19 protein-coding genes and 3 pseudogenes are annotated in these 17,094 nt (G+C 46.5%); 4 read left to right on the top strand and 18 right to left on the bottom strand.

Going from position 1 to position 17,094, the window contains the following annotated elements:
* Nucleotides 1-66: 66 nt before the first annotated feature.
* The 12 genes and pseudogenes from LPB400_RS04740 to LPB400_RS04690 all read right to left on the bottom strand — a co-directional run.
* The gene (locus LPB400_RS04740; RefSeq protein ID WP_219089572.1) at nt 67-342 is read right to left on the bottom strand and encodes a hypothetical protein; all 276 of its coding nucleotides are present in this window, start codon (nt 340-342) and stop codon (nt 67-69) included.
* 12 nt (nt 343-354) lie between these two features.
* Nucleotides 355-573, bottom strand: coding sequence for a major capsid protein (locus LPB400_RS04735; protein WP_219089569.1), 219 nt, complete (start codon nt 571-573; stop codon nt 355-357).
* 79 nt (nt 574-652) lie between these two features.
* Entirely contained in the window at nt 653-850 is a 198-nt protein-coding gene (locus LPB400_RS04730) for a hypothetical protein (protein ID WP_070625700.1), read from the bottom strand.
* A gap of 3 nt (nt 851-853) precedes the next feature.
* Nucleotides 854-1,150: a hypothetical protein gene (locus tag LPB400_RS04725; protein ID WP_070625698.1), complete on the bottom strand. Its 297-nt coding sequence runs from the start codon at nt 1,148-1,150 to the stop codon at nt 854-856.
* A gap of 53 nt (nt 1,151-1,203) precedes the next feature.
* Nucleotides 1,204-2,529 (bottom strand): replication initiation factor domain-containing protein, encoded by a 1,326-nt coding sequence (locus tag LPB400_RS04720; protein ID WP_413231327.1) that lies wholly within the window; start codon nt 2,527-2,529, stop codon nt 1,204-1,206.
* Nucleotides 2,530-2,848: 319 nt separating this feature from the next.
* Nucleotides 2,849-3,505, bottom strand: a complete 657-nt coding sequence (locus tag LPB400_RS04715) for a C39 family peptidase (RefSeq protein WP_070461513.1) — start codon at nt 3,503-3,505, stop codon at nt 2,849-2,851.
* A 138-nt stretch (nt 3,506-3,643) separates the two neighbouring features.
* A pseudogene (locus tag LPB400_RS10995) lies at nt 3,644-3,912 on the bottom strand (hypothetical protein).
* 580 nt (nt 3,913-4,492) lie between these two features.
* Nucleotides 4,493-4,771, bottom strand: a complete 279-nt coding sequence (locus LPB400_RS04710) for a hypothetical protein (protein WP_070461415.1) — start codon at nt 4,769-4,771, stop codon at nt 4,493-4,495.
* Between the two features lie 113 nt (nt 4,772-4,884).
* Complete coding sequence (locus tag LPB400_RS04705) at nt 4,885-5,112, bottom strand: hypothetical protein (RefSeq protein ID WP_070461414.1); 228 nt, start codon at nt 5,110-5,112, stop codon at nt 4,885-4,887.
* A gap of 293 nt (nt 5,113-5,405) precedes the next feature.
* Nucleotides 5,406-5,693 (bottom strand): hypothetical protein, encoded by a 288-nt coding sequence (locus tag LPB400_RS04700; protein ID WP_070461413.1) that lies wholly within the window; start codon nt 5,691-5,693, stop codon nt 5,406-5,408.
* A 267-nt stretch (nt 5,694-5,960) separates the two neighbouring features.
* Nucleotides 5,961-6,203, bottom strand: a pseudogene (locus tag LPB400_RS04695) (class IIb bacteriocin, lactobin A/cerein 7B family); the annotation flags it as partial.
* A gap of 42 nt (nt 6,204-6,245) precedes the next feature.
* Nucleotides 6,246-6,515 (bottom strand): annotated as a pseudogene (locus LPB400_RS04690) (meta-pathway of phenol degradation family protein); the annotation flags it as partial.
* A 29-nt stretch (nt 6,516-6,544) separates the two neighbouring features.
* Between LPB400_RS04690 and LPB400_RS04685 the strand changes: the two are divergent.
* Nucleotides 6,545-6,988 (top strand): hypothetical protein, encoded by a 444-nt coding sequence (locus LPB400_RS04685; protein ID WP_225905490.1) that lies wholly within the window; start codon nt 6,545-6,547, stop codon nt 6,986-6,988.
* Between the two features lie 55 nt (nt 6,989-7,043).
* Here the strand turns inward: LPB400_RS04685 and LPB400_RS04680 are convergent, their stop codons facing one another.
* Nucleotides 7,044-7,346: a hypothetical protein gene (locus LPB400_RS04680; protein WP_107768832.1), complete on the bottom strand. Its 303-nt coding sequence runs from the start codon at nt 7,344-7,346 to the stop codon at nt 7,044-7,046.
* Between the two features lie 211 nt (nt 7,347-7,557).
* Between LPB400_RS04680 and LPB400_RS04675 the strand changes: the two genes are divergently transcribed.
* Nucleotides 7,558-8,481 (top strand): RluA family pseudouridine synthase, encoded by a 924-nt coding sequence (locus LPB400_RS04675; RefSeq protein WP_107768833.1) that lies wholly within the window; start codon nt 7,558-7,560, stop codon nt 8,479-8,481.
* Between the two features lie 69 nt (nt 8,482-8,550).
* Here LPB400_RS04675 and adhP read toward each other — a convergent pair whose 3' ends face one another.
* Nucleotides 8,551-9,594 carry an alcohol dehydrogenase AdhP gene (gene adhP / locus LPB400_RS04670; RefSeq protein ID WP_199900394.1) on the bottom strand — a complete coding sequence of 348 codons (1,044 nt, stop codon included), beginning with the start codon at nt 9,592-9,594 and terminating at the stop codon, nt 8,551-8,553.
* A gap of 340 nt (nt 9,595-9,934) precedes the next feature.
* Here adhP and LPB400_RS04665 point away from each other — a divergent pair, with 340 nt between their 5' ends.
* Entirely contained in the window at nt 9,935-11,416 is a 1,482-nt protein-coding gene (locus LPB400_RS04665) for an aldehyde dehydrogenase family protein (RefSeq protein ID WP_070461409.1), read from the top strand.
* A gap of 94 nt (nt 11,417-11,510) precedes the next feature.
* Here the strand turns inward: LPB400_RS04665 and LPB400_RS04660 are convergent, their stop codons facing one another.
* The 4 genes from LPB400_RS04660 to yjgA form a co-directional block, all read right to left on the bottom strand.
* Nucleotides 11,511-12,446: a DMT family transporter gene (locus LPB400_RS04660; RefSeq protein ID WP_070461408.1), complete on the bottom strand. Its 936-nt coding sequence runs from the start codon at nt 12,444-12,446 to the stop codon at nt 11,511-11,513.
* An 18-nt stretch (nt 12,447-12,464) separates the two neighbouring features.
* The gene (recJ, locus tag LPB400_RS04655) at nt 12,465-14,165 is read right to left on the bottom strand and encodes a single-stranded-DNA-specific exonuclease RecJ (RefSeq protein WP_107792410.1); all 1,701 of its coding nucleotides are present in this window, start codon (nt 14,163-14,165) and stop codon (nt 12,465-12,467) included.
* 102 nt (nt 14,166-14,267) lie between these two features.
* Entirely contained in the window at nt 14,268-14,978 is a 711-nt protein-coding gene (locus LPB400_RS04650; protein WP_070607903.1) for a hypothetical protein, read from the bottom strand.
* Between the two features lie 71 nt (nt 14,979-15,049).
* Entirely contained in the window at nt 15,050-15,583 is a 534-nt protein-coding gene (gene yjgA, locus LPB400_RS04645) for a ribosome biogenesis factor YjgA (protein ID WP_070461406.1), read from the bottom strand.
* A gap of 124 nt (nt 15,584-15,707) precedes the next feature.
* On the opposite strand from yjgA, the gene pmbA reads away from it, so the two are divergent.
* Nucleotides 15,708-17,039 carry a metalloprotease PmbA gene (gene pmbA / locus LPB400_RS04640; protein ID WP_070461405.1) on the top strand — a complete coding sequence of 444 codons (1,332 nt, stop codon included), beginning with the start codon at nt 15,708-15,710 and terminating at the stop codon, nt 17,037-17,039.
* The last annotated feature ends 55 nt before the right edge of the window (nt 17,040-17,094 follow it).

Genomic DNA, 17,094 nt, shown 5'->3' with positions numbered 1-17,094 from the left:
AATCCTTAAATAAAATCGCCCCTATCAAAACAGGTACGACCAGCCCCAAGTAAAAATAGTAATCCATCATTTGAGAACCCTTTTTAAAATGGATACAAAATACACAGCCGCCATCACGCCGAATAAAAGCCAGCCTGTTTCCAAACCGCTTTTCAGATTGTCACTTGGATCGCATTTGGGCAAATCGGCTTTAATTGTCTGTCCGTTCAGTTTCCATACTGTGCCGTTGTACTCAGGTTTGATGATTTTGCCGTCTTGGGTAATTTGAGGTACTACCAAGCTGAAATAGACGTTTTCAGCTTGGCTTTGCTCAAGACATTTATTCCCGACTTGGTAGTACATCTTAATTACCTATTAGCGCAACAAGCGTTTCACGATGGCAATTACGAACAAAGCGGCAAATACGCCGACTACCAGCCAACCAGCTTCAAGGCCGTCTGCTTTGGCAGATTCAATACCTGTTTTTGCTTCTTCTGGCAAAGCGGCATAGGCTTGTGTAGCAAAAGCCAGAGGAGCAGCGGCAACAACGGCCAGTTTTACGCCGTATTTACGGCAAGTGTTCATCAATTTCATGATGTTTTCCTTTAGTGAGTTAAACAAAATTGAATAGGTGCTTTTGCTATTATTCAGACCGCACCTGTAGCCTGAATTTTTAAAATTCTGATAAAAAGCTGAAGACAATAAAGTTTTCACCGATTTCGGATAAAGCGGTTTCTACCGCTTCGTTTCGGTCGTAGAAATAACCGGCTTCATTGACAAACGGTGTATGACCCACATCACCCGTATCAGACGGATAAAGGAAGTCGCCCGTTTCCCGTGACTGAACAATGTAAACGCGGGTAATTGTCATGTTTTAGCCTTTGTTTGGTGATTTGGGCTGGAAGCCGAGAATTTTCAGTTTCTGGCTTTTACCGTTGGTAACGAGTTCAACCGTTAAAGCAGCTTCGAATGGGAATGAAATGCTTTTGAACTGTTCGAAGTTAACGGAGCCGCCATAATCGTATTCGGTAGCCGAACTACCTAATGCGTTGCCTTGGCTGCTATCCAGCGGTGTAGACACGATAACGCGGCAATAATCAAAAGTTTTGCCGTCAATTTGGCCGTTAAAGCGTTTAACGCCCATGATTTGGCCTTGAATTTGCATTTGCATGATGTGTTTCCTTATCGAATACACTGCACTTGAAGGCGGCAGCGTTTTGCCTTTTAAAATCTACATGCATATCGGTCATACATCAGATTCAAATAATCTTGTTCACGCTTGGCCTCAATGAGCTTCGTCATTTTGTTTTTTTGTTCAATGGCCATTTCAAGTAAAACTTGGGCGGATTCGTTAAGCCATAAACTGCCTTCGGGCTTATCGTGTATGGCCGGTGCGTGGTTTTCGGTACATGAATACACTTCAAGGCTTAAGCGTTTGGGCAATAAGTCATGATCGGCTTCAAACATGGCTAAGATTTCCGAGCGATCTTTTTGCGGAAACATGGATTTCGCGGCATTGATGGCACGGCCGACTTGGTTTTTCGCTACTTCGATGCAGCGTTCAAAGGTCAATTCGAGATTCTTTTTCACTGCTTCAATGCGTTCGGCTTTCTCTTGGAATTGGGCGCATACAGGGTATGCACCGCCGAAGTATTCGCCCGGAACTGTCAATACTTCGAACGGAATCACAATATCCTTGGCTTTGAATTCGATTTCAAAACGCACCCACTGGCTTTCTTTGTCGCCAAGTTGCTTGCCTTTTTCGTAAACGCGAACGTATTTAGATGATTCACGGGAACCGACGTAATAGGTTTTTCCCTTGCCGTTGTTTGATTCCCAATCCGTACCGACCGATTCGCCATCAGGCATCATGTGATGATTGGTGAACTTACCTGCGAGGCGGTCGGATTTGGCCTGCTCGGGCGTGTATTCGCCTTGAAAAAAATCTTTGGCAATGTCGATACGGGTAATTTTGGGACGTACAGCCTGTATGATGAAGTTATAAAGTCTTGATTCCCAACCATCAGATGCTGCATTGCAACCCGTGGCCGTGACTTCAATCAGCATGGTATTGTTTTGACCACCGAAATGGACGCGGCCATATTGGGCATTGTCTGTACCCATCAACCAGCAGGAATCATAAAAACGACCGCCTGAATGCTTGGCTTTTTCGGTAATACCGAAACCAAAAATATCGGCCAGAACCATAGATGCGCGGACGATGTATTCATCATCGGCAACCAATGGATAACCGGCGAGCAGGGAAAAAGTATCTTCGTGGATTGAAAAACTGATTTGGTCGATGAATGCGGAATTTGCTTTGCCACGACGCAAAGGAACTTCAATAAGACGGCCTTTTGAATCAGTAAGAAACGTGGTGTATTTCTCAAAGGTTTCCTGTTCGGTACATGAAGCCGCTTCGGTTTCTGCTCCCCCCCTGTTAGATAAGGGGGGCGCCATCGGCGCGCGTGAATCCGCCTTTGGCGTGTCGCTTGCGCTGCCACCGCCAAAGGCGGCTATACGCGCTTTTGTGTTCAGTTCGTTTTTCATTGGAAATTCTCCTTACTCATGATTCCACTTACATATAAACGGCCATATTCGTTTGCTGCGTTTTGTGCATGAAAAAGGTGATCTGGAGAAGAAATAGGGATGTTGATTGTTTTAAGACATTGTGTTCGTTGTTCGTCATCTTTGAAGATGCGCACAATGAAAGATTTTGGGAATGTTGGAGGTTCTGGATTTACTGTGTAGAAGACGATGCACATAAAAAAGCCCCTTTGTTAAAGGGGCTTTAGTTATGTTAAAAATGCCCCTGCGATAGGGCGCAATATATAAGGCCGTCTGAAAAAGTTTTCAGACGGCCTTTGACTCACTCTACACGCCGTAGCCTGATTTGTTTGACTGCAAATTCCGTCTGCCGCTTGGGATGATGTGTAAAAAACAATTTATTTGAAATCGTCTCCGCTTTTTTCGGTACAACAGCCAAAATCTTACCTGCCAAATTTCCCTCACGAGTTTTCCAAGCATCCAAAAACTGCGCCCTGCTCATGGAAACATGACCCAGCGACGGGTCGGCAAGCAAAACCGTATTGCCGTCTATACCGCGCAATACCGAAAAATGATCGTCCTTGCGGTATTTCAAATACACGATGACGGGGATTTTCAACTTCGCGAGCTGCTCGAAAGACAGGGCATAGCCTTTCGCCTCAAAACCCAAATCGGGCATGATGCGCTGCATATCCTCAAACGACGCGCGCATTTGCTCCTTATCCAGTTTTTTCAACACTTCTTCCTCCGTCAGCTTTTGCCCGTAAAAATTGTTCAAAAGCGTCGCCACCGAAGCCGCCCCGCAGGAAAAATCCAAATCCTGTTTTACAATATTGAAATCGCGCCTCTCTTTCCAACTTTGCACTTTGATTTTTCCGTAAACAACAGGATTATCGTTAAACATAGGTGCAGCATTCAGAAGACCGGATAAAGAAACGGCAATCGGCACTGACAGACAAATACGTTTTAATATCATCATACCTTCTAAAGATATATGTAAGAGGTCGTCTGAAAAAGCTTTCAGACGACCTCTTACATAATTATTCTTAATAGTATAAATAGTAAGGGATATAACAGGTATTAGGGGCAAACCATGTTGCACCATGACCTACTGCCCTTACCGCTTCTTAGACAGTCTTTTTACGAATACCATCATCAGGATTGTCCAAAAAAAATATTTGATAAATATATTGCAAGATATTTTATTCCAATTTCATCCGAAACAGAAACTAATATATTTTTAATTAATACATAGCCGATTATTACATTTATTATTCCTATAATATATAAGGATATTCCCAAAATTTTTTTTGATTTTATTTTAGGCATATCTTTTATCCATACTAAAATACAGCCCAATGTCGAAAAGAAAATAACAGGAAACACTACCTTACCTCCTCTTACTTCCAACCAAACCGATAGCAGGCTTGGTTGGAAATTGGTTTATTTATTTATAAACATTATTTCCATATCTTCCGATATAAAAAAAATACTTATCAAACTTCTCAAAATTAAGTTCTATTTTTTCTATATTATTCAAATCAGTATTATCTCCTATGATACGGAGAACTACATTTCCTAACAGGCAAAGATTATGAACTACATGAACCAGTTCGGTGGAAGGTGTATATACACCTTGCAACTTAATATTATTTTTTTGTGCATTTTTTACCTGTAAATTAAATTTTTTGGAATTTTCTTCGTAGGAAAGAATCGTCCCTTCCGGAAAAATGACTGTCCTGCACAGTAATTTGTCCGCATTATTATAATGCAGCGTATTTTTTGAAAAAAATAATTTATTATTTGGAAATTTTCTTATAATTTCAGAGCTTGACCAACGGCTATTTTTTTAAAAAAGAAATCTGCTCGTTATTAGTACTATCAATTTCAACTTCAATTATCATCACCACCCCTCATAAAATACACAATATGATTGGGCAATTATTGCCCAAGCCCGCAACAAATTCTAATTATTTTGGAGTCTTAGCCAATTGGCGTCCATAAAAAATATGAGCCCTCGAACTACTGGGGTAGCATATCTTGCAGCAACAAAAGTACCTATCCTAGTTAAATACCCAAGTGCCACCAACGGCGCCATGGCCCCTTCAGCCTCCTTCATCTCCTTCTGAGAAAGCTCCGCCAACTGCATAGGCGTATCTGCCTGCGTGTGGAACACTTGGCTTTCAAATGTCTGATTGTCGAAGCTGTTTGCCATTGCGGGAGCAATCATCGTCAGAATCATCATGGCTGCGGTGATTTGTTTTTTTCATAACAAATTCTTGGGGAGGAGATAATGTTCCATCAAAATCCTCCTAAAAGGCTGCCTGAAATTTCCAAGCAGCCTTTTTTGTTTGCTTATTAATCGGATAGTGCGACAAATATAAAGTAGGCGGCAATAATTGCCGTAACGGCAGCCATAACTGTTTTATTTTCTTTATCAAACCAAAGCGAGTTTAGAAACATGGCCATCAAGAAATATGATGGTTTTTCAGTTTTTCCGCTGCTTTCTTGAATTAGAAGATAAAATATAAATATGGCAGTTATACTGATTGCTGTTTTTATTAAAATATATTTATTTTTCATCATCTTGTATGATTTTCAATGCAAGTCTCAACAATAAAATTCGAAATAAAATAGAGAGATGTTGATATATCAGATAAATACACAAAACAATCAAGAAAACTATTGGCGGCATGTATAATCTTGAATTTCGTTTTTTGATGAAATTAAAATAATGAAATATATACTTACCATTATAATGGAAGTTTTAGCCTCCTGATTGCAGTATTTCAAATCCAAGATAAATATTAAAAAATTATTAAAATTAAATGATTAAATTGTTTTAATAGCCATATCGATTAGCTTATTATTCAAATATCTTATTTAATTTTATTTATTATTTCCCCAACTTTTTCGGCAATAAATAACAAAAAATAGCATAATAAGATAACAGAACAGGAAAATAAAAATAAATCTTTCATTATCTTAGTAATAAAATTCCAAAGATTTTCCTTATTTCCATCAATAATAAAAATTATCAGGTCATGAATAAAGAATACTGCAAAGAAAATACTTCCTGCCGTTAGAGATATTTTTAATCTGCTTATTTTCCCTTCGCTATATTTACCTGATAAATAGCCTAAAAAAGCTGCAATCAAATCATCCATTTTAAAAATTTCTGTAAAAACAGGTAATGTCTTTAATTCATTACCTGCTTGTTATGATTTATCTACGCCATACGCGATTTGCACCATTGTTGGCAAGTGTGCTATTTACTCTCCATATGTTTGCTCCTGCATTTGTCAGGCTGGGAATAAATTTGACTCCTCCACTGGCAATTGCCCCCGCAGTACCAAATGATGCGTCAATGACAGCACCTGTTGCTACGTTATCTGCAAATTTGGCATTGTCCCATTTGTAATGACCTTGATAGACGCCCCATGCATATAGCCGGCACCTCCCCATATGCCTCCTACGATACCACCGGCTACCCAAGGAGCAACAGCCCCCTCAGTGTCTTTCATTTCCTGCGGCGATAGTTCCGCCAACTACATCGGCGCATCTGCCTGCGTGTGGAACACTTGGTTTTCAAATACCTGATTTTCCATGCTGTTTGCCATCGCCGGAGCGGCAATCATCGTTAGAATCATCATGGCTGCGGTAATTTGTTTTCTCATAACAACTCCTTTGGATTACAACGTTGGAAAATCAAAAACTGCTTAAAATGTATGCTGTACGCCCAATTTCAGTTCGGAACTGGTTTGCCCTGAAACGTTGAAACGTGCGGATGCGTTTAAAGCCGTGGTTTTGGTGAAACCGAAACCTGCACCGAGATGGGCGTAGATGGATGTATTTCCGGAGCATTCCCGTTCGCCGTCCAGTCGGTCGGGCTTCCTGCCCAGCCATTGGATGTCGCCCGTGAGGCTGATCCTGTAGTTGGCGGCAAATGAGATGTTGAAGTTGAGCAGCCAATAGTTGCCCGATATGAAAAAGCTGCCCTCCCTTTTTCTCTCAAGCGATGGCTGCAGATAACGCCACAAATAATCAAGCAAAAATAGATTTAGTCAAAAAGGTTTACCTGACCAAAGTGGATTTAGGCTCTGAACACAATCGTGTTACCACGCCTGAACTACAAAAAATTATCCGACAATTCAATAAATTCGACACAAATATCCGTAAGCAACCCGATATGGAGATGGGATGTGACATGCCGATACATTACTACTTGGGTTTTGGTCAGGATCATCCTGACAACTTCCATAAAACTTTGCAAGTCAAGGTCACTTCTCCCCATACCGTCCGGGCAACATTTAAACAATTTGACGGCCATAGGGTCGGTGCAGATTTCACGTTGAAATGTACAGAAAACCGTTGTTTGATAGATGATTTTAAGATGATTGGCGATCAAACCGGCATCAAAACCGATTACAAACTTGTTTTGCGCAAACAAAAATGTGAGTGAGCCGACAAAACAAAAGGGCTGCCCAAACAAATGGAGCAGCCCTTTGATTTTGAAATCAAGGTCGTGAAGGATGCGGATTTAAGCGGACAGGCGGCAAATTAGGTTTTCCGTATTGGGAAACGGCTTGTCTGTCTGAAGCCACTTTTCCTGACTGCATGACGCCGCTATCGTTGCGTATTGGATGTGCGGCATACTCGTCTTGATTTAATTGTGAAACTTCTTCATTGACTTCATGCTCTGCCACAAGTTCATACTCATTATCGTATGCCTTACTCTTGCCAAGCCGAACTTCCCCTCCCGCCATAGCGGATACGGAAAACGCGGATAACATGATGATTATGCCGATTTTTCTCTGCATAATATTCTCCTTTTCTCAAATATTGCTTCTTTATCATTTCTTTAATTCATGCCATAAAAGCAAGTTCAAACAAAACCAGTTTATCTGATTCCATTTATAGAGGCTATTTAAACACAAAACCTGCATCAATACATATCCGTTATTAGAAGTTTATTTTCCATATAAACAAGGCCGTCTGAAAAAATCCTAAAAACCGAGTACAATCCGCCGCATGAAAAAACGTACCAATCCCCTACCCCTTTTAAACGGTGTCAAACCCAGCTACTTGGTTTTACCGCATGAAAAGCAGTTTTACGGCTTGCCGCTGCTGCATTTTTTATGCGCTCATTTTCCCTTTGTCGGCGAAGAAAACTGGCGGCGGCGGCTGAACAGCGGTTTTGTGGTGGGTGCGGATGGCGTGCCGTTTGATGAAAATACCTTGTTCGAACCCGGCAAGACGATGTTTTATTACCGTGAAACCAGCCGTGAGAGCGAGCCGCGTATTCCGTTTGAAGAAAAGATTTTGCATATTGACGAGCATTTGATTGTAGTGGACAAACCGCATTTTCTGCCCGTCATCCCCAGCGGCAGGTTTTTGCGGGAAACCTTGCTCACGCGCCTGCGTCTGCGGCCGGAATTGCAGCATTTGAATGTTGAAGACATTACGCCGATTCATCGCTTGGACAAAGATACGGCAGGCGTTATGCTGCTTTCGCTCAACCCTGCCACGCGTCGTGGTTATCAGACCATGTTCCAAGAAAAAACCGTCCGAAAAACCTATGAAGCGGTGGCGCCGACGCGGACGGATTTGGACTATCCGCTGGATATTTCGTCACGAATGGAACGCGGCGAAAAATTCTTTCTCACGCGGGAAACGGAAGGCGAACCCAATGCCCACACGACCATCGAGCTTATCGAAAACCGCGGTGCATTCAGCCTCTACCGCCTCACGCCGCATACAGGAAAGAAACACCAGCTGCGCGTGCATATGATGAGTTTGAATATGCCGCTGATGAACGATGCGCTTTACCCTACCCCATTGGCGGCCGGTGATGAAGACTACGACAAACCTTTAAAACTTCTGGCTAAAAAAATAGAGTTTACCGATCCTGTCAGCGGAGAAATCCGCGTATTTGAAAGCAGCTTTACGCTTTAAATTATCCAATCCAATGAAAAAGGCCGTCTGAAATTTTTCAGACGGCCTTTTTGTCACAGAATCATTCGATTAGTGATGAATGCAGCTGCACTCTTTGTTCATATCAATCACCATACGGCCGGTAATTTTACCTTCGCGCATTTCTTGGAAGATGGCAGGCGCTTCATCCAAAGCACGCAATTCGACTTTAGGCACAACCAAACCTTCTGCGCCGAATTGGAATGCTTCTTCCAAATCTTTGCGGGTACCGACCAGAGAGCCGACCACTTCGATGCCGTCCAATACCAAACGTGGGATAGACAAGTCCATAGACTCAGGTGGCAAGCCGACTGCAACGACACGGCCGCCGGCGCGGACACAATTAACGCCTGAATTGAACGCTGCAGCGGATACGGCTGTTACCACGGCTGCGTGTGCGCCGCCGGTTTTTTCTTGGATGACTTGAGCCGCATCTTCTTTGGCGGCATTGATTACCAAATCAGCGCCGGTTTCTTTGGCAAAAGCCAGTTTGTCATCGTTGACGTCAATGGCAACAACGTGCGCGCCAAACACTTTTTTCGCGTATTGAACCGCCAAGTTGCCCAAACCGCCTGCGCCGTAAATCGCAATCCATTGACCCGGACGAACGCCGGAAACTTTAATCGCTTTATAAGTGGTCACACCGGCACAAGTAATGCTCGAAGCTTGCGCAGGATCCAAGCCCTCAGGGACTTTGACCGCGTAATCGGCACTCACGATACAGTGGGTCGCCATGCCGCCGTCGGCAGTATAGCCTGCGTTCAATACAGAGCGGCACAAGGTTTCGCGGCCGGTATTGCAATATTCGCAAGAACCGCAGCTTTGGAACAGCCATGCGATGCTGACACGGTCGCCGACTTTCAGATTTTTCACACCGTCGGCAACTTCTTTAACCAAACCGATGCCTTCGTGTCCCAACACGCGACCCGGTTTGTCGCCGTAATCGCCTGCCGCAACGTGCAAGTCGGTGTGGCACACGCCGCAACACTCGACTTCCACCAACGCCTCGCCATATTCCAGCGGACGCAGTTCGCGTTCAACAACTTCTACATCACCTGCTACATCTTTATTTACTACCACAGCATGCATTTTCATGAGAGAGTCTCCTAGGGTGTTGAAAAACTGTTTAGCTATGAATGAGAATACTCCCCATATCCGAAGCCGTCAACCCATAATCTTTTTAAAAACAAATAGTTATAATGTTATATCATAACAGGATCTATTTAAGCCGTATAAATCTTTAAATACATTAACAAATGCAATTTCATTTCAATCAAATCCTTTATTTTTCAGACGGCCTGCTACATGAAACAACATTGCAAACGTAAATTTTGAGAACATTCTCATTTTTAGTACTTGAACTTAAAAAGAAAAAAGCATAAGCTGTTTTTATGGCGCAGAAACACGCCTTCCCACTCATTAAGGAGACAGCATTATGGCAAAAGATTTAAATGTGTTTGATAAAGAATATGGTCTTTTAATCAACGGCGAATGGACGAAAGGTAGCGAAGGCAAACTTTTATCCTCTTACAACCCTGCTAATGGCGATGAGTTGGCCAAGTTCACAGACGCAACCGATGCTGATGTCGATGCTGCCGTAGCCGCTGCACAAGAAGCGTTCAAAACATGGCGTAAAACCACGACTACCGAACGCGCGGCCATTTTGAACAAAATCGCCGATGTAATTGACGAAAACGCCGAATTGTTCGCCCTGCAAGAAACCTTGGACAACGGCAAACCGATCCGCGAAACTCGCGCCGCCGACGTACCATTGGCTTCCGACCATTTCCGCTATTTCGCCAGCGTGATCCGCGGCGAAGAAGGCACTGCGACCCAGCTTGACGCCGAAGACCTGTCCATCGTTTTGCGCGAACCGATCGGCGTTGTCGGCCAAATCATTCCTTGGAACTTTCCATTCTTGATGGCCGCATGGAAAATCGCTCCGGCATTGGCCGCAGGTTGTACCATCGTCATCCACCCTTCTTCCAGCACTTCATTGAGCCTGTTGTCCCTCGCTCAAAAAATCAACCACCTGCTGCCTAAAGGCGTGTTGAACGTGATTACCGGCCGCGGTTCCAAATCCGGCGAATACATGCTGCACCACAAAGGCTTCAACAAACTGGCCTTTACCGGCTCAACCGAAGTCGGCCGTCGCGTCGGCATCGCCGCTGCCGAATTACTGATTCCGTCCACTTTGGAGTTGGGCGGCAAATCCGCCAACATCTTCTTCGACGATATGCCTTTCGACAAAGCCCTCGAAGGCGCGCAAAAAGGTATTTTGTTCAACCAAGGCCAAGTTTGCTGCGCCGGTTCTCGTATCTTCGTTCAGGAAGGTATTTACGATAAATTCGTCAATGCCTTGGCGGAAGAGTTCAAAAAAATCAAAGTCGGCCTGCCTTGGGAAGACGACACCCAAATGGGTTCGCAAGTCAATGCCGGTCAACTCGAGACCATTTTGAAATACGTCAAAATCGGCGAACAAGAAGGTTGCCGCATCATTACCGGCGGTAAAAAAATCGAAGGCGAATTGGGCAAAGGCGAATTTGTCGAGCCTACTTTGATTGAGGCCAGCAGCAACGAAGCCCGTGTTGCCCAAGAAGAAATCTTCGGCCCTGTTGCCACCGTGATTAAATTCAAAACCGAAGAAGAAGTCATCAAAATGGCCAACAACAGCGAATACGGCTTGGGCGGCGCAGTTTGGAGTACCGACATCAACCGCTGCCTGCGCGTTTCCAATGCATTGGAAACCGGCCGCGTTTGGGTAAACTGCTACAACCGCCTGCCTGCCGGTGCACCGTTTGGCGGCTACAAAACTTCAGGTATCGGCCGCGAAACCCACAAAATGATGCTCGCCGCCTACACCCAAGTGAAAAACATCTACATCAGCACCCGTGAAGAACGCGAAGGCTTCTATTAATCCGCCGTTCCACATTAATCTGATTTAGAAAATATAAAGGCCGTCTGAAACCTGTTTCAGACGGCCTTGTTTTATTCTGTTTCTCAATAAAGCTTCATATCTTTCTCAAAAAAAGCCCCATTACTTTCTCTCCGGCCACCGCCAGCAAGGCTCCGGCCACAACCACCATGGCACCCACATAGCTGACGAGATTCATATCCGAAGCGGCAAAATAATCGGGGGCGAGATGATGGCCGATGGTGGAAAATATCATGGTAAATACAGGTATCAGCGTGGTAACGATACTGACTTTTGAAGCGTCCCAATGGTTGAGCGCTTCACCGAATGAACCGTAGCCGATCAGCGTGTTCAGGCAGCAATAGATAAAGCAGCCCCATAAAAACGGATTGCCGATATGGGCGATTTGCGACGGTTCGGCAAACGGCAGGAAAACAAAGCTGCTGCAAAAATAAATCATGAGCAGGATTTGTTGCGAATTGAAATGTTTGGACAGAAGTTTTTGCGCCACGCCGTAGCACACCCAAATCATGCTGCCCGAAGCCGCCATCATCACGCCGACCGCGTAGCTGCCCAAGCTGAAAAGTTCGCCGAATTTATCGTTGAAAAACATGACCAAACCCGTCAGCAAAAGCATCAAGCCGATTTTTTGCCAATGCGTAAAGGCTTCTTTAAACACGCCAACGCCGACCAAAATCATGGTAAAGGGCGAGAGTTGCCACAACACCTGCGTGGTTGTCGGCGAAATATAGTGCAAACCCATGGCAACGAGCACAAAGTTGGCGGAAATGCCGACAATACCCAGCACCAATAAAAATAAGGTTTGCTTGGAAAATTCAGACGGCCTCGGCAGCTTGCCGGTCAGTCCCAACAACGCAAACAACACCAGCGACGCCACTAAAAAGCGTATCCACACCAGCGTGGGCGCATCGACGGCTTTTAAGGCCTGTTGCGCCGCTACCGGCAGCGAGCCCCAAGTCATGGTGGCAAGCAGCGCCAATGAAAAGCCGAGCCAAGTTTTTTGTTTCTTCATTTTTCAGACGGCCTTTATTTACGCGGCTTCCCAGTAGTCGATATAAAGCTGCAATTCGAGATTATTCCGCCATTCGTTGGCAACGGGACGGTACACTGTACGGATGTATTCGGGAATGTCTTCGCTGCAACGCCAGAACATGGCTTCAAATTCGTAGCCGTCTTTTTGCAGCCAGACTTTTTTATGTTTGCCCTCCGCGCCCAGAGGCTGCTGGCGGACAACGTGAAATTCATCGGTAAAACTCGGCGGCGCGAAGCCCTGCCCCCAAACGTGTCGGGCAAGGTTTTGCGCCTGTTCCAGCGTAATGTCGCGTGCGGGCAGGCTGCCGTCGGTGATGAAGGTTTGCGACAAATCGTCTTCGCACACCATCTCGCGTACGGCTTCTTCAAAGGCCGTCTGAAACGCAGGAATATTGTGTTCGAGTATGCTCAAACCCGCCGCCATTGCGTGTCCGCCGAATTTCAAAATCAAATCGGGATGGCGTTTGGATACCAAGTCCAAAGCATCGCGCAGGTGCAAATTGGGAATGGAGCGTCCCGAACCGCGCACTTCGCCGTTGTCGGCAGGCGCAAATACGATGGTCGGACGATAAAAACGGTCTTTGAGGCGGCTGGCAACAATGCCGACCACGCCTTGATGGAAGTCGTCGCGATACGCCACCAACGTCGTCTGACCTGAAGGCAGGGTTTCAGGAAAAGCATTCAGCGCGTCTTGCAGCATAGACTGCTCGATTTCGCGGCGCTCGATATTGAGGTTGTTTAACTGAGCCGCCAGTTCCTGCGCCTCGGTGTCATCTCGCGCCAACAGACAGGCAATGCCGACCGACATATCGTCCAGCCGTCCGGCCGCGTTGATGCGCGGTCCCAACGCAAAGCCCATATCAAACGGCTGAGCCTTGCGCCAATCTCGTCGCGCCACGTCAAACAAGGCGCGGATGCCGGGGCGCATTTTGCCCAAACGCATCCGTTTCAACCCTTGAGACACGAGGATACGGTTGTTGTGGTCTAGAGTGACGACGTCGGCGACGGTACCGAGTGCGACCAAATCCAAAAGGTCGCCCAGATTCGGCTCTTTCAGGCCGTCTGAAAAATAATTGCGGCGGCGCAGCTCGGCACGCAAAGCCATCAATACATAAAAAATTACTCCCACGCCCGCCAAGCTTTTACTTTGGAAACCGCAGCCTTTTTGGTTTGGATTGACGATGATGCAGTCGGGCACGGTCTCGGCAGGCAGATGGTGGTCGGTCACAATCACATCCAAACCCAACTCCTGCGCACGCGCCACGCCTGCAATGCTGGCGATACCGTTATCCACCGTCACCAACAAATCCACACCTTGCTCGGCAGCGATTTCGGCGAGTTCGGGCGTTAAGCCGTAGCCGTGTTCAAAGCGGTTGGGCACGAGAAAATCCACTTTCGCCCCCATCGCCGCCAAACCGCTCATACCGACGGAACACGCCGTTGCGCCGTCGGCATCATAGTCGGCGACAATCAGGATTTTTTCCTGACGCTCAATCGCATCCGCCAAACGTCCGGCGGCGGCTTCACAGTTTGTCAGCGATTGATACGGCAAAAGCGCAGCAAGCTTGTCGTCCAACTCGGCCGGACTTTGCACATCACGCGCAGCACACAGCCGCGCAATCAAAGGATCGGTACCGGCAGTGAGCAAGTCGTTGAAAACAGTCGGATTAATGGAACGTGTTTGAATTTTGACGGACATAGTGTGTGGGATTAAATAGAGAAAAAATTAATTTTTTGAAACATTTATTTTAAGGAGGAGGCCGTCTGAAACCTGCAATCCGTTTTCAGACGGCCTTGGATATTATTTGCGTGAAGCATCGATAATTTCACTGACTACGACATATGAGCCTGCTATCACTGCGCCGACTGCGTCCAAAGCCAATGTAAATGGCGTTTTCAGGATATTCCCCGTCAACTTCCAAACGTCGGTGCTTTTTTTGGTTTCCGTATAATAAATTCTGACCGGGACGGCAGTGTCAAAACGGCGGTCTTCGGCAACATTTTTCGGCGTCGCATAATAATGACCTTCGGTAGAAATACACCGTGTGTAGACAGTTTTACCATCGAGTTCAACCGGCTTGAACGCCAACTGTTTTAACTTGGCAATCTCGGCAGCTTTTTGAGTATCGTAACGCAGGCAGAAATTCGAGCGAAAAGTTTGCGCTTCAGGAGATTTCAATTCAACCGGCAAAGCCTCATACACCTGTTTTGGGTTTTGCTGAACCATTTGAAAGCGTTTACTCAGCTTAGCGCCCAAAACTGCCTTCAACTTGGCCGAATCTTTAGGATTAACGACAAACCAATATTTTTTGCCCATCATGACCAAGCTGCCTGTTTCCAGTTGCGTATTGTCTTGGGCAACCACGCCAAATGCTTGAATATTGTCTTTAGCGACGGTTTTTTCGGTTGTGGTTTGATGGAAAGGGCTATTTCTTTCCCAAAGATCGGTAGTACATCCATTGAGGGTCAATACACCAACCAGCAAGGCGATTGCAGAGTGGCGAAATTTCATGGTCATCCTCCTTCGGTATTACGATACAGGCCGTCTGAAAACCGCAATCCGTTTTCAGACGGCCTTAAGGTTTATTCTTCCCAATCCTTCCCTTCTTCTGAAACGTCGGATTGACCGGCCTCCATCACTGCTTTAATTTCTTGGAACAACGCGCGGAAGTTTTTCGGCGGTTTGTTTTGTTCCTGCTCTTTTTTGGTGTTGCGGATCAAGGTACGCAATTTGCCGGCGTCGGCTTGCGGAAAATCGGCCATAAATTGGGTAATCGCGCCATCGTCTGCCAACAGTCGTGTACGCGCCTGCTCGACACGTTGCAAAAAGGCATTATGTGCCGTATTGTCGCCGCGCAGTTTGGCCAAATAAGCTTCGATGGGCGCAGGGTCGGTATCGCGCATCAGGCGGCCGATAAATTGGGCTTGGCGTTTGAGCGCGCTGTTGGACGTGATTTTTTTATAGGTGGCAATGGCTTCGAACAGCTCTTCGTCCAAGCCGATTTTTTTCAGCGTATCGCTGGAGAGCTTGGTCAATTCCATACCCAAAGCCTGCAAATCGTTCATCTGCTTTTTCATTTGGGTTTTGCTGACCCATTCGTCTTCTTGTTCAAACATTGTGTTTCCCTGATTTTCTGAATCTGCCTATTTTATCAGTTTTCAGACGGCCTTTCCGTGCGATTTTTGCAGAGGCCGTCTGAAACGGTTAAAATGCCGCAAAACCCTGTCAGGAAACCTTTTTATGCTGTTTAACCACACACCGGACGAGCTGTTGCGCTTGTGCGGACACACGCTGGATTTGGCCAAACAATCCGGCGCCACCGCGGCCGAAGCCGATTTCAGCGAGTCGCTCGGTCAAAGCGTCAGCGTGCGCTTGGGCGAAATCGAACAAATCGAGTTCCAACAAGACAAATCTTTAGACATTACGGTCTATGTCGGCCAACGCAAAGGCCGAGCCAGCACTGCCGACTTTTCCGAACGCGCCCTGCAAGATACGGTCAAAGCCGCCATCGATATTGCACGCTATACCGCCGAAGACGATTGCGCCGGCCTTGCCGACGCTGCCTTGATGGCAACCCATATCGGCGACCTCGACCGCTACCACGAATGGGATTTGAGTACCGAATCCGCCATTGATTTGGCCAAGCAATGCGAACAGGCCGCTCTGTCAACGGACAAACGCATTGAAAATTCCGAAGGCGCATCGGTTCATACCGGCCATTACCAATATGTTTACGGCAACACCCACGGCTTTGCCGCACACCAGCAAAGCACGCACCACAGCATTTCTTGCAGCGTGGTCGCCAGCGACGAACACGGCATGCAGCGCGACTATTGGTATGATTCTTCCTGCCGTCAAGAAGACATGGACGCGCCCGAACTCATCGGCCAAACTGCAGCCGAACGGACTTTACGCCGTCTGAATAGCTGCAGCGTTCCGACCGGCAGCTATCCCGTACTGTTTGATACCACTGTCGCAGTCGGCTTAATCGGCCACCTTATCGGCGCACTCAGCGGCGGCGCGCTCTACCGCCAAAGCAGCTTCCTGATTGACAGTATCGGCAAACAGGTGCTTCCCGAATTTCTCAGCCTTCGCGAAGAACCGCATATCCTGCGCTCGTTCCGCAGCACTTATTTCGATGCCGAGGGCGTGTCCACGCAGCCGCGTTTTGTGGTGAAAGACGGTATCGTCGAAGGCTATTTCCTCAGCAGTTACAGCGCGAAAAAACTCGGTATGCAGACAACGGGCAACGCCGGCGGTGCGCACAATCTGTATCTGAACCACACCCACGCCACGCAGGCCGACCTGTTGAAAGAAATGGGAACAGGTTTGCTGGTTACCGAATTGATGGGACAAGGCGTCAACGGCATTACCGGCGACTACTCGCGCGGCGCGGCCGGTTTTTGGGTGGAAAACGGCGTCATTGCCTATCCGGTTCAGGAAATCACCATTGCCGGACGTTTGCAGGATATGTACCGCGACATCACCGGCGTGGCAGACGACGCATTACGCCGTTCATCCAATCAAATCGGCTCCATCTTGGTTTCTAAAATGACGGTTGCCGGCAACTGATTGAACTAAATATACAAAAGGCCGTCTGAAAGATATCTTTTCTTTTCAGACGGCC

It is taken from the genome of Neisseria perflava (genome assembly GCF_019334725.1).
Lineage (GTDB): Bacteria > Pseudomonadota > Gammaproteobacteria > Burkholderiales > Neisseriaceae > Neisseria > Neisseria subflava_A.
The sequence above is the reverse complement of the archived record's forward strand: the minus strand, read 5'-3'. Positions and strand labels throughout refer to the sequence as shown.

Excerpts from the sequence above, each read along its gene's own strand:
- LPB400_RS04730 (WP_070625700.1), bottom strand. The coding sequence starts at position 850 with ATGACAATTACCCGCGTTTACATTGTTCAGTCACGGGAAACGGGCGAC.
- LPB400_RS04710 (WP_070461415.1), bottom strand. The coding sequence starts at position 4,771 with ATGATGATTCTGACGATGATTGCTCCCGCAATGGCAAACAGCTTCGAC.
- LPB400_RS04650 (WP_070607903.1), bottom strand. The coding sequence starts at position 14,978 with ATGAAATTTCGCCACTCTGCAATCGCCTTGCTGGTTGGTGTATTGACC.
- LPB400_RS04685 (WP_225905490.1), top strand. The coding sequence starts at position 6,545 with ATGGCTGCAGATAACGCCACAAATAATCAAGCAAAAATAGATTTAGTC.
- yjgA (WP_070461406.1), bottom strand. The coding sequence starts at position 15,583 with ATGTTTGAACAAGAAGACGAATGGGTCAGCAAAACCCAAATGAAAAAG.
- LPB400_RS04680 (WP_107768832.1), bottom strand. The coding sequence starts at position 7,346 with ATGCAGAGAAAAATCGGCATAATCATCATGTTATCCGCGTTTTCCGTA.
- adhP (WP_199900394.1), bottom strand. The coding sequence starts at position 9,594 with ATGAAAATGCATGCTGTGGTAGTAAATAAAGATGTAGCAGGTGATGTA.
- LPB400_RS04660 (WP_070461408.1), bottom strand. The coding sequence starts at position 12,446 with ATGAAGAAACAAAAAACTTGGCTCGGCTTTTCATTGGCGCTGCTTGCC.
- LPB400_RS04705 (WP_070461414.1), bottom strand. The coding sequence starts at position 5,112 with ATGATGAAAAATAAATATATTTTAATAAAAACAGCAATCAGTATAACT.
- LPB400_RS04675 (WP_107768833.1), top strand. The coding sequence starts at position 7,558 with ATGAAAAAACGTACCAATCCCCTACCCCTTTTAAACGGTGTCAAACCC.
- LPB400_RS04725 (WP_070625698.1), bottom strand. The coding sequence starts at position 1,150 with ATGCAAATGCAAATTCAAGGCCAAATCATGGGCGTTAAACGCTTTAAC.
- LPB400_RS04665 (WP_070461409.1), top strand. The coding sequence starts at position 9,935 with ATGGCAAAAGATTTAAATGTGTTTGATAAAGAATATGGTCTTTTAATC.
- recJ (WP_107792410.1), bottom strand. The coding sequence starts at position 14,165 with ATGTCCGTCAAAATTCAAACACGTTCCATTAATCCGACTGTTTTCAAC.
- LPB400_RS04720 (WP_413231327.1), bottom strand. The coding sequence starts at position 2,529 with ATGAAAAACGAACTGAACACAAAAGCGCGTATAGCCGCCTTTGGCGGT.
- pmbA (WP_070461405.1), top strand. The coding sequence starts at position 15,708 with ATGCTGTTTAACCACACACCGGACGAGCTGTTGCGCTTGTGCGGACAC.
- LPB400_RS04735 (WP_219089569.1), bottom strand. The coding sequence starts at position 573 with ATGAAATTGATGAACACTTGCCGTAAATACGGCGTAAAACTGGCCGTT.
- LPB400_RS04700 (WP_070461413.1), bottom strand. The coding sequence starts at position 5,693 with ATGGATGATTTGATTGCAGCTTTTTTAGGCTATTTATCAGGTAAATAT.
- LPB400_RS04715 (WP_070461513.1), bottom strand. The coding sequence starts at position 3,505 with ATGATGATATTAAAACGTATTTGTCTGTCAGTGCCGATTGCCGTTTCT.
- LPB400_RS04740 (WP_219089572.1), bottom strand. The coding sequence starts at position 342 with ATGTACTACCAAGTCGGGAATAAATGTCTTGAGCAAAGCCAAGCTGAA.